Here is a 13,861-nt window from a genome sequence, read left to right on the forward strand (position 1 = left end):
AAGAAAATTTTGCCACTCACTGCTGTAACCGGATTGCTCCATTGCTATGCAATTCCCGCAATCCTCATCATCATTATTATAACACCTCGTCTTTTTAATGCAACATTATTACATACCACAGCACGTATTTTTTATAGACGTTTCCACTCGTTAACGCTATAATAAATATAAATAAATCAGATCGATACGATTACTTTAAATGGAGGTAAATAATGATGAAGAAAAAATTGTTTGATATGTTTGCAGAACTTTTTGGTGATTCCGAAGGAGCTCGTTTTTACTTTTCTCCTGGACGCGTGAATCTGATTGGTGAACACACAGATTATAACGGTGGACATGTATTTCCATGTGCACTGACACTTGGTACTTACGGTGCCGCACGCAAAAGAGAGGATAACAAGATCCATCTTTATTCCATGAATCTGGACTCCTTTGGTGTTGTAGAAGCATCTCTTGATGATCTGACAAATAAAAAAGAATACAACTGGGCAAACTATCCGCTTGGTATAGTCTGGGCATTCAAAGAAAAAGGACATACAATCACAAGTGGTTTTGATATGGTAATCTGGGGAAATATCCCGAACGGTTCCGGACTTTCCTCTTCTGCTTCCCTTGAAGTTCTCACTGGTGTGATCCTGACAGACCTGTTCGAGATCAAAGATCTTTCCATGACAGATCTTGCACTGATCGGCCAGTATTCTGAGAATAACTTCAATGGATGCAACTGTGGTATCATGGATCAGTTTGCTGTTGCCATGGGTAAAAAAGACCACGCAATTTTCCTTGACACAAGTGATTTAAGCTACGAATATGCACCTTGCGTTCTTGATGGTGCCAAGATTGTAATCACAAACAGTAAAGTAAAGCATAGTCTTGTTGATTCTGCTTATAACGACAGAAGAAACGAATGTGCTGCTGCACTGAAAGCACTTCAGAGCGAACTTGACATTCAGGCACTTGGCGATCTTACTCCTGAAGAATTCGAAGCACACAAATCCTTGATCAAAGATGAGATCCAGTTACAGCGTGCAAAACATGCTGTATACGAAAACCAGCGTACAATCGATGCTGTTACAGCACTGAAAGCCGGAGACATTGAAAGCTTCGGAAAATTAATGAATCAGTCTCACATTTCACTGCGTGATGATTATGATGTATCCTGTGAAGAGATTGATATCCTTGTAGACCTTGCATGGAAGATTCCTGGTGTTCTTGGTTCCCGTATCACAGGCGGCGGATTTGGCGGTTGCACAGTCAGCATCGTAAAAGATGAATCCATAGATACATTTATCGAAACCATCGGAAAAACATATCTTGAAAAGGTAGGACATGAAGCTGAGTTCTACACAGTAGATATCGGAGACGGTGCTTCTCGTCTCGACTAATACTCGTCTCTACTGAGATCAGATATGAAGTAACGTATATTTTGTTATAGGAATGCCATTGGCATTCCTTAATTTAAGGAGGTCCTTGACATATGCTTTATGATGCGATCAAAAAATTAGTACAGTACGGAATCAATACCGGAATCACTCCGGAATCCGAAAGAATTTATACAACGAATCTTCTTCTGGATCTGTTCCACGAAGATAACTATGAAGATGTTGACTGTGATCTGAACAATCTTGTTCTGGAAGACATTCTTGCAGAACTTTTAGATATCGCCGCAGAACGCGGAATCATTGAAAACAGCATCGGCTACCGTGATTTATTTGACACAAAACTGATGAATACCCTGATGCCACGCCCATCACAGATCCAGCAGACTTTCTGGGAAAAATATAAAGTTTCTCCGGAGACAGCTACTGATTATTATTACAAATTAAGCCAGGACAGTGATTATATCCGCAGATACCGTATTGCTAAGGACCGCAAATGGACGGTTGACACAAAATACGGCACTCTTGACATTACAATCAATCTTTCCAAACCAGAGAAAGATCCTAAAGCGATTGCAGCAGCAGGAAAAGCAAAATCCTCTTCCTATCCAAAATGTCAGCTCTGTATGGAAAACGAAGGATATGCAGGACGCCTTGATCATCCGGCTCGTGAGAACCACAGAATCATCCCGATCACAATTCAGGATAACCCTTGGGGATTCCAGTACTCCCCTTATGTATACTATAACGAGCACTGCATCGTATTCAACGGACAGCATGTTCCAATGAAGATCGACCGCAACGCTTTCGAAAAGCTTTTTGATTTCATCAAACTTTTCCCACACTACTTCCTGGGATCCAATGCAGACCTTCCGATCGTTGGCGGTTCTATCTTAAGCCACGATCATTTCCAGGGTGGAAATTATACTTTCGCAATGGCTAAAGCTCCGATCATTGAACACTTCACTGTGAAAGGTTACGAAGATGTAACTGCCGGTATCGTAAAATGGCCTCTGTCTGTTATCCGTCTTCAGAGCAAAGAAGTAAAACCTCTGATTGATCTGGCTGAACACATTTTAAATGCATGGAGATCTTATACAGATGAAGATGCTTTCATCTTCGCTGAGACAGACGGTACACCGCACAACACGATCACACCGATTGCAAGAAAGCGTGGAGATCTCTACGAACTCGACCTGACATTGAGAAATAATATCACCACAGAAGAACATCCGCTTGGTGTCTACCATCCACATGCTAAACTGCACCATATTAAGAAAGAAAACATCGGTCTTATCGAAGTAATGGGACTTGCTGTTCTCCCTGCAAGATTAAAAGGAGAGATGGAACTTCTGAAAGATTACATCTTAACAGGAAAAGATATCCGCAGCAATGAACAGATTGCAAAACACGCTGACTGGGTAGATGAATTCCTTCCGAATTACACATCCATCACAGAGGAGAATGTTGAAGAGATCCTTCAGCAGGAAGTCGGAAAAGTATTCTGCGAAGTACTCGAAGATGCCGGAGTTTATAAGTGTGATGAAAAAGGACTGGAGGCATTCCATCGTTTTATAGGGGTGTTGTAATTTGTTGAACTTGGATTCGAATAAATCAGCATAAAATGTTTTCGAATGGGTCGCAAGGCCAGCCCTGCTATTACCACGAGCACCGGCCCGCTTTACCTCATCCCTTTGAAAGTATGTAACATAAGAGCCAGAACAGTTACCGTGTATGGTGCCTGTTCTGGCTCTTATTAACATACTGAACAAAGTGTATTCGGAACGCTCCTGCCTTACATGTACTCATGGCAACAGCAGGACTGTCCTTGCATACGTATTCCAAATAGATCTTTCATTCCCATCAAACGAATCCAGAAAACAAATCACAGAATCTATAGATAAACGTAAACGGATGTTTTATCGACTAAGATAATCTTCCCTTTTTACACACATACTAAATTTGTATTTTGTTTTCTGGATTCATTTCATTTGTAATGAGCACTTACTCTTTTGAAAAGCCAAGTGAGGAAGTTACTGTGTTGTTGAGGACACATTTAAGGCAGGAGCGTTCCGAATACACTTTGCAGAATCTGTTAGAAAAAGCCAGACACGAATCACACACGGTGAGCGTTCTGGCTTTTTCGTTACAGATTGTCAAAGGGATGAGGTAAAGCGGGCCGGTGTCCGATGCAATACAGTAACTCCCTCACGTCTGTTTTTATTAAAAAGTACTTGTTTAAATAGTTGTGAATCCAAGTTCAACAAACACACACCCATTAGTACAGCTTCGCACTGATCAGTTTTGGTCTGAATCCTGCTTTATCGAGTGTATCGAGAATCTTCTTCTTATGATCTGTTCCGAATGCTTCCATTGTGATACGAAGCTCTACTGCTGCGTTTCTGTTTGTGCTTACAAACTGGTTATGCTCCAGCTTAATGATGTTACCCTGTACGTCTGCGACTGTCTGCGCCACACGTGCGAGTTCACCCGGCTTATCCGGAAGGAGTACGGATACGGAGAAGATACGGTCTCTCTGGATCAATCCGTGCTGGACGATCGAGGACATTGTGATAACATCCATATTTCCACCACTTAATACACAGACTACTTTCTTTCCTTTGATGTCCATCTGCTTTAATGCAGCTACGGAAAGAAGTCCTGAATTTTCTACGATCATCTTATGGTTTTCTACCATGTCAAGGAATGCACCGATCAGCTCATCATCATCTACGAGAAGAATATCATCTACATTCTCTTTCACATAAGGAACAACTTTATCTCCAACTTCTTTTACAGCTGTTCCGTCTGCGATTGTATTTGCAGATGGAAGTTCTACAGGCTCTCCTGCTTTCAGGGCTGCTGTCATACTGGCCGCTTCTGACGGCTCTACACCGATTACTTTGATCTTTGGATTCAGCATCTTGGCAAGTGTGGAAATACCTGTGATCAGTCCGCCTCCACCGATTGGTGCAAGGATATAATCTACAGTTGGGAGTTCCTGAACGATCTCCATTGCGATTGTTCCCTGACCTGTAGCAACATCAAGGTCATTAAACGGATGAACGAATGTATATCCGTTCTCTTCTGCAAGTTTACATGCATATGCGTAAGCATCATCATAAACATCACCATGAAGTACTACATCTGCTCCAAAGCTTTTTGTACGGTTTACTTTGATCAACGGTGTAACTGTAGGCATAACGATCGTAGCTTTGCATCCAAACTGTTTTGCTGCAAATGCAACGCCCTGTGCATGATTTCCTGCTGATGCTGTGATCAGTCCACGGCTTCTTTCTTCGTCTGTCAGTGTGCTGATCTTGTAATATGCACCACGGATCTTATAAGCTCCTGTGTGCTGCATATTTTCCGGTTTTAAATAAACCTTTGCTCCTGTCTGTGCACTTAAGTATTCACTGTAAATGAGTTTTGTAGGATTTGTTACCTTTTTTACCAGTTCGCTAGCTTCTTCAAATTTCTCTAATGTCATCATGGTCTTTCTTCCTCTCTGTAAAACAACGCGTTTACGAACTCCTCTGAGTCAAATTTCTGCAAGTCATCAATTGTTTCTCCTACACCGATATATTTTACCGGGATACCAAGTTCAGACTGGATTGCTACTGCAATTCCTCCTTTGGCTGTTCCATCCATCTTTGTCAGAACAATTCCTGTTATATCCGTTACTTCATTGAATTCCTTTGCCTGGGCAAGTGCATTCTGTCCTGTCGTTGCATCCAGCACAACCAGCGTCTCACGGAACGCATCCGGATACTCTCTGTCAATCACACGATTGATCTTCTTAAGCTCTTCCATCAGGTTCTTCTTATTGTGAAGTCTTCCGGCTGTATCGCACAGAAGTACATCTGCCCTTCTCGCTTTCGCAGCAGCAACCGCATCATATACAACTGATGCCGGATCTGCACCTTCCTGACCGCCGATCATCTCAACACCGGCACGGTTGGACCATTCTTTTAACTGCTCTCCTGCTGCCGCACGGAATGTATCTGCCGCCGCAAGGATCACTTTCTTATTCTGTGCTTTCAGCTTTCCTGCAAGTTTACCGATCGTTGTTGTTTTACCAACACCATTTACTCCGATCACGAAAACCACACTCTGACGATTCTCAAACTCATATGCTGTCTCTCCGACATCCATCTGTTCACGAATACTGTCGATCACAAGCTGTCTACATTCAATCGGTTCCTTGATATGTTGCTCTTTTACTTTAACCTTTAAATCTTCAATAATGTCCATTGTTGCTCTGACACCAAGATCTCCCATGATCAGAGTTTCTTCCAGTTCTTCATAAAAGTCATCATCAATCTTTGAAAATCCATGGAAAATACTGTCCATGCCGGACACAATATTATCTCTTGTCTTTGTCAGACCGGATACAAGTCGTTTAAAAAATCCCTTTTTTTCTTCTCCCATTTTCAGCCTCCTGTTCTCTTAATACCCTGTTTACAATAAAAACAGGTTTATTTTTCCAGATCATCTTCCAACAGATCCACTGAAACAAGTGTGGATACCCCTTTTTCCTGCATGGTAATTCCATACAACCGGTCTGCTGCTGCCATTGTACCACGTCTATGGGTAATGACAATGAACTGTGTATATTTTGTCAGCTTATGTAAATATTTCGCATAACGATCTACATTGTTGTCATCCAGTGCCGCTTCAATCTCATCAAGGAGACAGAACGGAGATGGCTTCAGATTCTGGATTGCAAATAGTAATGCAATTGCAGTCAGCGCCTTCTCTCCACCTGAAAGCTGCATCATATTCTGCAGTTTCTTTCCTGGTGGCTGTGCGATGATGCGTATTCCTGCCTCAAGAATATCCACATCCTCCTGTAATTCCAATGATCCCTTTCCGCCTCCGAAAAGCTGACGGAATACATCATTGAACTCTGTCGCAATTCTTGAGAACTGTTCTGTGAACTGCTTACGCATCGCCACATCCAATTCTTCGATAATCTGTTCAAGAGATGCTTCTGCCTCTACAAGATCATCATGCTGACCTTTTAAGAATGTATAACGCTCAGATACATTTTTGTAATCCTCAATTGCATTGACATTGACCGAACCAAGCTTTCGGATCTCATTCTTAAGCTCCTGGATCTTTTTCTTCATCAATGCCAGATCTGTCAGTGTCTCATTACGAAGTTCTTTCGCGTGATTGTAAGTGAGTTCATACTCTTCCCACATATAATTCATCTGCTTCTCTGACGCTTCCTCATAGCCTTCTTTCTGGCTGTTCAGACGGAAACATTCTTTATCAAGATCTGACACATGCTTTGCAAGTTCTTCTCTCTGTCGTAAGAAATCTCTGTGCTTCTGATTCAGTTCTTCGCGTTTTTTACTCTGTACTTTAATCTCTTCACCAATCTCTGTAAACAGTTCTTTTGAATCTTCAATCGTTTTCCTGAGTCCTTCGATTTCATTTTCTTTTTGCAGAATTTCCTCAGATACATCTCCTCGATTTTCGGCAAGTTCTTCCTGCTCTTTTTCATATCTGGTGATTTCCTCATCTATACGGGAAATATTTTCTACAATAAAGGTTTTCTGCTGATCCAGGCCTGCCAGTGAAAGATGGACTTCCTCAGACTGTTTCATCTGGACAGCCTCATCCTCTCTTTCTTTCTCCAACTGCATCTGCAAAGCTTCAATCTGTTCATCCAGTTCTTTTTCCAACTTCTCTGATGTCTCAAGTTCCATTTGGATGGAATCTTCATTCTCATTGATTTCATCCAGCTCCTGAAGCAATGCTTTCTGTTCTTTCAGAAATCCTTCGTAACGCTGTTTCGATTCTAACTGTTCTCTCTGTACCTGTGCAACATTCATTCGCGCAGTATTCTCCAGCACTGATTCTTCTCTTAAATGTTCCTGTACTTCATCAATCACATTGTAGCATGCTGCACGACGGTTCTTCGCCTCTGTAACTTCTTTTTCCAGCACATCCATGTCAGACTTGAGCATATCAACCGTCTTTTCGAATTCTTCGATTTCGCGGCGTCTGCTCAGCAGATTACTTGAATTCTTAAATGCACCACCTGTCATGGATCCGCCCGGATTGATCAGGTCACCTTCCAATGTGACCAGACGCAGAGACTGACGGTATTTTCTCGCAATTGCGATTCCGTGATCGATGTGGTCTACTACGATCGTACGCCCAAGCAGCTGATCTGCCAGTCCATCAAATCTTGATTCCACATGGATCAATGTATTCGCAAGTCCGATCACTCCCGGCTCTTTAAGTGCTTCCGGATTCCTGATTCCTCCGCCGCCATGCATACTTGTCAGCGGAAGAAATGTTGCCCTTCCGAATTTATTACGCTTAAGGAAATCAATCATACGCTTGGCTGTATCTTCATTATCTGTAACAATATTCTGAATACTTCCTCCAAGTGCTGTCTCAATAGCGATCTCATATTCCTTATCGACCTTAATGATATCCGCTACAACACCGATCAGACCTTTCTCACGTTCTTTATTCGACATTACCTTTCGGATACTGTTACCATATCCGTCATAGCGCTCTGTAATATTCTTTAATGACTCCAGACGGGAAGACTCTCTGTGATAAGCGGTCTGTCCGATCCGTAACTTTTCCTGCTTCTCTTTCAGCTCATTCTGAAGCTTGCCAAGTTCCTGTTCGTTCAGGGAAATCTTATCCTTATAGGTTTGAATGCGCTCACGGATCTGGCCAAGTTCTTCTTCATACTTCTTAAGTCTGTTGTTCTGTCCTTCTGCTACCGTCGAAATCTCAAGAATATTTCTGGCAACGACAGCCTTCCGTGTCTGGATCTGTTCTTTCGTCGTATCAAAATGCTGAATCTTAGCTTTTGTTGAAGCACGATTTCCAAGCAGATCCATGATCTCCCGCTTCTTCTGCTCAATTTCAGTACTGTGTTCTGCAATCTTTGACTGAATCTCAATTAAACTCTTCTGTGCTTCCGTATCCTGTCCACTGGCTGATTCTAACTGTTCTGAAATTCTTTTCTTCTCTTCTTCAAGCTCTCTTTTCTGCTGCTGCCTTGTATCTATCTCACTGACGATCGTACTCAGGCGATGATCATAATGCTCATCATTCATACGGGCTGTATTAATCTGCTCTTTCAGGACATTGATCTGGCCTTCCAGCTGTTGCTTTAAAAGATTCGTCTCATTCATCTGGTTCTTCGCAGTTTCAATTGCAAGATCAATATGATCTACTTCTTCCTCGATTGCCTCGTATTCTGCTTTCATCTTCTCATAACGGGCATTTGATTCCCGCATCTCCTGAGAAGCAATCTCATATTTCCCACCGACTTCACGAATACGCTCCTGCAGCCGCTCTTCCTCCAGCAAAAACATATTAATGTCATATGTTTTTAATTCTTCTTTCATCTTCAGATAGATTCTGGCTGTCTCTGACTGTCTTTCCAAAGGACCGATCTGTTTCTCAAGCTCTGCAAGAATATCATTCACACGGGTAAGATTCTGCCGTTCATCCTCCAGCTTTTTCAAAGAAAGGGACTTTCTTCTCTTATATTTTACAATTCCGGCGGCCTCATCAAAAAGTTCTCTTCTCTCTTCCGGCTTACCGCTTAAGATCTTATCAATCTGTCCCTGGCCGATAATCGAATAGCCTTCTTTACCGATACCTGTATCATAGAACATCTCATTGATATCTTTCAATCTGCAGGCTGAACCATTGATCAGATACTCACTCTCTCCGGATCTGTACAATTTACGTGTAACAGTGACTTCTTCGTACTCTACCGGAAGTTTATGATCTGAATTATCCAATGTGATTGCAACCGAAGCATAACTAAGCGGCTTCCGGTTCTCGGTTCCCGAGAAAATCACATCCTGCATGGTGCCTCCACGCAGCTGCTTCACTCTCTGCTCTCCAAGAACCCAGCGGACGGCGTCAGCGACATTACTCTTACCACTTCCATTCGGTCCTACAATACCTGTAATTCCGTTATGAAATTCAAATTTAATCTTATTGGCAAAAGATTTGAATCCCTGCACTTCTATACTCTTTAAATACATAAAGTCCTCTTTACTTTTTCTTTCTGAGATTCAGGATTGCCTCATAAGCTGCCTGCTGTTCTGCTGACTTCTTCGAGCTTCCTTTTCCACGTCCCCAGGCTTTTCCCCCGATTCTTGCTTCCACTTCGAAAATCTTATTATGATCCGGTCCCTGTTCATCAATCAGTTCATAACTTACATTCCCCGTCATATTCGCCTGCACGATCTCCTGTAAGATCGTTTTACTATCATAAAAGAGTTTTTTATCCTCTAAATCTGTCAAAATAAAATGATGGATAAACTCTTTTGCATTAGTAAAACCACCGTCGAGATAGATAGCACCGATCAATGCTTCCATCGCATCAGATGTGATAGAATCTCTTTTTCTTCCACCGGTCGCCTCTTCTCCTTTTCCAAGAAGCAAGTAATCTCCAAGTCCGATATCTCTTGCACACATTGCCAGAGACGGTTCACATACCATACTTGCACGTGTCTTTGTCAGTTCTCCCTCAGATACCTTTGGAAATTCATTAAATAAATAAGCACTTGATACCAATTCCAATACTGCATCTCCAAGAAACTCCAGGCGTTCATTACACTCATATTTCTTCAAATGTTTCTCATTTGTATAAGAACTATGCATCAATGCACGTTCGATCAGGCTTTTGTCTTTAAACACATATCCGATCTTTTGTTCCAGTTCTTTTACTCTGTCCATTTAAATGGCCTCCTTCGTGTTAATAAACGAAAAAGCCCAAACGGGCTTTTTCATCTCACTATCTGATTATTCATTAGCCTTCTTTTTCTGGATCTGATCAACAGCATCCTGCACTGTTGTGATCTTCTCTGCCTCTTCGTTATCGATCTCGATGTCAAAATCTTCTTCAATTCCCATAATGATCTGGAAAATATCCAGAGAGTCAGCTCCAAGATCATCTACGAATGTAGTATCCGGTGTGATTGTCTCCGGTGAAACATTAAGTACGTCCGCAATAATTGCCTGCAGTTTTTCAAATTCTGTCATTGTAAAACTCCTCCTGTCTTATTCGACTTCTTTCTCTTCTTTCTTTTCTTCCAGGGTCTCCTGTTGAATTGCCTCTTTTATCTTCTCATTGATCTTCTGCTCCTTAAATGCAACACACTGAATGATTGAGTTGCATACCTCCTTTGACTTTGAACTTCCATGTGTCTTTACTACAAGTCCGTTCAGGCCAAGAAGCGGTGCGCCGCCATACTCACTTGTATCAAAATCTTTCAGTACGCCCTTTAAAGCAGGTTTCACAAGCAGTGCCCCTATCTTACTACGCAAAGAAGAAAGCATTCCTTTCTTCACTTTCTTAAGCAGTGCTCCTGCAACACCCTCATAAAGCTTCAGAATAATATTACCTGCAAATGCTTCACAGACAATGACATCTGCTGCTCCGTAAGGAATATCTCGTGCCTCAACACTTCCAATGAAATTAATGTCAGGACATTCTTTTAACAGTGGGAATGTCTCTTTCACCAGCGCATTTCCCTTCTCTTCTTCAGCACCGATATTCACGATACCAACTGTCGGATTCTTCTTTCCCATAACGCTTTCCATATAAATGGATCCCATCTTTGCAAACTGTACCAGGTGAGATGGGCGCGCATCTACATTAGCTCCACAATCGATCAAAAGTGAAACACCTTTTAATGTAGGAATCAGTGGTGCAAGCGGTGGTCTTTCAACACCTTTGATCCTGCCTACAAGAACCTGTCCTCCAACAAGAACAGCTCCTGAACTTCCTGCAGATACAAAAGCATCTGCTTCCCCTTTCTTCACCATCTTCATCGCAACAACAATGGATGAATCTTTCTTACCACGGATTGCTTTCACCGGAGGTTCTGCCGTCTCAATAACCTCTGTAGCATTCACAATCTCAATCTGCTCCTCAGGATACGTATAAGCGGAGAGTTCCTTGCGAATCACATCTTCCTTACCTGTCAGCAGTACCTTGATATCTTTTCTCTTCCGCACTGCCTCTACGGCACCTTTTACCATCTCTCTTGGTGCATTGTCTCCACCCATGGCATCAAGAGCAACCCTTGTAATCTCTGACATATCATTTCCTCCTTGCGCTACTGAAATTATTCTACTGGATATCAGTATAAAAATCAATAAAAAAAGGCGTAAAACACAAAGTTTTTACGCCCTCAAGTGTTCTGTTCACAGTACACTCAATATCTTATTGATCATTAGTCAACTGAAACGATCTCGCGCTTGTTGTAAGATCCACACGCCTTACATACACGGTGTGGCATCATAAGCTCGCCGCACTTGCTGCATTTCACCAGATTCGGTGCGCTCATCTTCCAGTTAGCTCTTCTTTTATCTCTTCTTGCTTTTGAAGATTTATTCTTTGGACAGATTGACATAGGTTACACCTCCTTAAAATTCTTAAATAAGTCACGGACAACTGACATTCTCGGATCAAGCCCTGTATCTTCACAGTTACAAGACCCCGTATTTAAATTCTGACCGCATACATTGCATAATCCCTTGCAGTCTTCCCTGCAAAGTACTTTCGTCGGCCAGCTCGACAAAATCTCATGAAAGAGCAGTTTGTCCACGTCAAGATGATATCCGTCAATAAAGTTTGATTCATCCAGCTCCTCTGTCAGTTCTGCGTCGGAGAGGCCTACGTCCACATGCTTCACACAATTCAGTTCAAACTCCCGTTTCACATCCTCCAGACAACGGTCACATGGAATCATGACACTCAATCTGGTCTCAGCTGTGATGAGCAGTTCTTTTCCCCTTATATGCTCTACTTTAACATGAACCGGCTCCTTGCTGATAATGGGGTAGGCTCCGGATTGTAACCGGATCTCTTCCATCTCCAGCCGCACAGTTTCTTCAACCGTCTTATGCTGGTCTGACAAAACGTCTGATAGGTTAATCAACATAATGTATTTCTCCTATTCATACCTAAATTATTATATCATGGAAAAAATGTTTGTCAACAGATATTTATAATTTCTATCAAAAAATATTATGAAGAGCAAAATGTATTGGATACATTTTTGTTTCTTCTATGCGCAAAAGCAGGACTGAACTGCTCTCTTGGCACCTCAGTCCTGCGCTCATATACGATATAATCTTTACAGATCACTATCGTATACACTTTCTCAAATTAAGATTTCTTCAATTATTTTACAAGCGCTAATGTCTCACGGGCGATTGCAAGCTCTTCGTTTGTAGGAATAACGAATACTTTAACCTTTGATCCTTCTTTTGTAAGCTCAGCTTCTTTTCCTCTGAGTCCTGCATTCACTTCTGAATCGAAGTCTACTCCAAGGTATCCAAGGTATTTACATACTTCTTCCCTTACATAATCATCGTTCTCACCGATACCAGCTGTAAATACGATGTCATCTACACCATTCATAGCTGCAGCGTAAGATCCGATGTATTTTGCTACTCTGTATGAGAATACATCCATAGCGATCTTAGCTTTCTTATCTCCGGCATTCATAGCGTCTGTCAGGTCACGGAAGTCACTTGAAAGTCCGCCTGAAATTCCAAATACACCAGACTTTTTGTTCAGTACTTCCATAACACCTTCAATGTCAAGGTTCTCTTTCTTAGCAATGAACTCCATGATTGCAGGATCGATATCGCCTGAACGTGTTCCCATTACAAGTCCTTCAAGTGGAGTAAGTCCCATAGAAGTATCTACACATTTTCCGTTAAGAACAGCACTTACACTGGATCCATTTCCGAGGTGGCATACAATTGTCTTTACTTCATCGTAAGATTTTCCCATTACTTCTGCTGCTCTCTTAGATACGAAGCTGTGGCTTGTTCCGTGGAAACCGTAACGTCTTACTTTGTATTTCTCATAGTACTCATATGGAAGTCCATACATATAAGCCTTCTCCGGCATTGTCTGATGGAAAGCTGTATCAAATACTGCAACCATAGGTGTTCCTGGCATCAGTTTCTCACATGCTGCAACACCGATCAAGTTTGCCGGGTTATGAAGCGGTGCAAGATCATTACACTCTTCTACTGCTTTCTTTACTTCGTCTGTGATTACTACAGATGAAGCAAACTTCTCTCCACCATGTACGAGACGGTGTCCAACTGCTCCGATCTCATCAAGGCTCTTAACAACTCCTGTCTTCTCATTTGTCAAAGCATCAATTACAAACTGAATTGCTTCTGTATGAGTTGGCATAGCCAGATCAGATTTCTCTTTTTCTCCGCCAGCCGGCTGATATGTCAGACGTCCGTCGATTCCAATTCTCTCACAAAGTCCTTTTGCAAGTACCTTCTCTGTCTCAGCGTTGATCAGCTGGAATTTCAGAGATGAGCTTCCGCAGTTGATTACTAATACGTTCATTTTCTTTTTTCCTCCTGAAAAAACCTTATTATTATTATCCGAGGGCAGCTCACACTACCCTCTTTGTTTCTTTTGATTACCCGTAACTATTTTA

General features: G+C 41.9%; 11 protein-coding genes. 2 read left to right on the top strand and 9 right to left on the bottom strand.

Annotated features, from left to right (window positions below):
- Positions 1 to 215: 215 nt before the first annotated feature.
- Positions 216 to 1,385 carry a galactokinase gene (locus tag LI126_RS12610; protein ID WP_020436725.1) on the top strand — a complete coding sequence of 390 codons (1,170 nt, stop codon included), beginning with the start codon at positions 216 to 218 and terminating at the stop codon, positions 1,383 to 1,385.
- A 92-nt stretch (positions 1,386 to 1,477) separates the two neighbouring features.
- Positions 1,478 to 2,968, top strand: coding sequence for a UDP-glucose--hexose-1-phosphate uridylyltransferase (galT, locus tag LI126_RS12615; protein WP_020436724.1), 1,491 nt, complete (start codon positions 1,478 to 1,480; stop codon positions 2,966 to 2,968).
- A gap of 689 nt (positions 2,969 to 3,657) precedes the next feature.
- On the opposite strand, the gene ilvA is transcribed toward galT, so the two are convergent.
- The 9 genes from ilvA to LI126_RS12660 all read right to left on the bottom strand — a co-directional run bounded on the left by ilvA (position 3,658) and on the right by LI126_RS12660 (position 13,767).
- Positions 3,658 to 4,872 carry a threonine ammonia-lyase gene (gene ilvA, locus LI126_RS12620; protein WP_227165515.1) on the bottom strand — a complete coding sequence of 405 codons (1,215 nt, stop codon included), beginning with the start codon at positions 4,870 to 4,872 and terminating at the stop codon, positions 3,658 to 3,660.
- Entirely contained in the window at positions 4,869 to 5,810 is a 942-nt protein-coding gene (gene ftsY / locus LI126_RS12625) for a signal recognition particle-docking protein FtsY (RefSeq protein ID WP_015528930.1), read from the bottom strand. Before ftsY ends, ilvA begins: the two co-directional genes overlap by 4 nt.
- Before the next feature lie 47 nt (positions 5,811 to 5,857).
- Positions 5,858 to 9,418, bottom strand: a complete 3,561-nt coding sequence (smc, locus tag LI126_RS12630; protein WP_227165516.1) for a chromosome segregation protein SMC — start codon at positions 9,416 to 9,418, stop codon at positions 5,858 to 5,860.
- 10 nt (positions 9,419 to 9,428) lie between these two features.
- On the bottom strand, positions 9,429 to 10,115 hold the full coding sequence (gene rnc, locus LI126_RS12635) for a ribonuclease III (protein ID WP_020436721.1): 687 nt from the start codon (positions 10,113 to 10,115) through the stop codon (positions 9,429 to 9,431).
- A gap of 66 nt (positions 10,116 to 10,181) precedes the next feature.
- Positions 10,182 to 10,421 (bottom strand): acyl carrier protein, encoded by a 240-nt coding sequence (gene acpP / locus LI126_RS12640; RefSeq protein WP_015528927.1) that lies wholly within the window; start codon positions 10,419 to 10,421, stop codon positions 10,182 to 10,184.
- Positions 10,422 to 10,439: 18 nt separating this feature from the next.
- Positions 10,440 to 11,483, bottom strand: coding sequence for a phosphate acyltransferase PlsX (gene plsX / locus LI126_RS12645; RefSeq protein WP_015528926.1), 1,044 nt, complete (start codon positions 11,481 to 11,483; stop codon positions 10,440 to 10,442).
- A gap of 134 nt (positions 11,484 to 11,617) precedes the next feature.
- Positions 11,618 to 11,797, bottom strand: coding sequence for a 50S ribosomal protein L32 (gene rpmF, locus LI126_RS12650; RefSeq protein ID WP_015528925.1), 180 nt, complete (start codon positions 11,795 to 11,797; stop codon positions 11,618 to 11,620).
- 3 nt (positions 11,798 to 11,800) lie between these two features.
- The gene (locus LI126_RS12655) at positions 11,801 to 12,328 is read right to left on the bottom strand and encodes a YceD family protein (RefSeq protein ID WP_196019755.1); all 528 of its coding nucleotides are present in this window, start codon (positions 12,326 to 12,328) and stop codon (positions 11,801 to 11,803) included.
- A 242-nt stretch (positions 12,329 to 12,570) separates the two neighbouring features.
- On the bottom strand, positions 12,571 to 13,767 hold the full coding sequence (locus LI126_RS12660) for an acetate kinase (protein WP_118084687.1): 1,197 nt from the start codon (positions 13,765 to 13,767) through the stop codon (positions 12,571 to 12,573).
- Positions 13,768 to 13,861 lie beyond the last annotated feature (94 nt).

Origin of the sequence: Mediterraneibacter sp. 210702-DFI.5.30, assembly GCF_020560115.1 — a bacterium.
In the GTDB taxonomy this organism is placed as follows: domain Bacteria; phylum Bacillota; class Clostridia; order Lachnospirales; family Lachnospiraceae; genus Mediterraneibacter; species Mediterraneibacter faecis.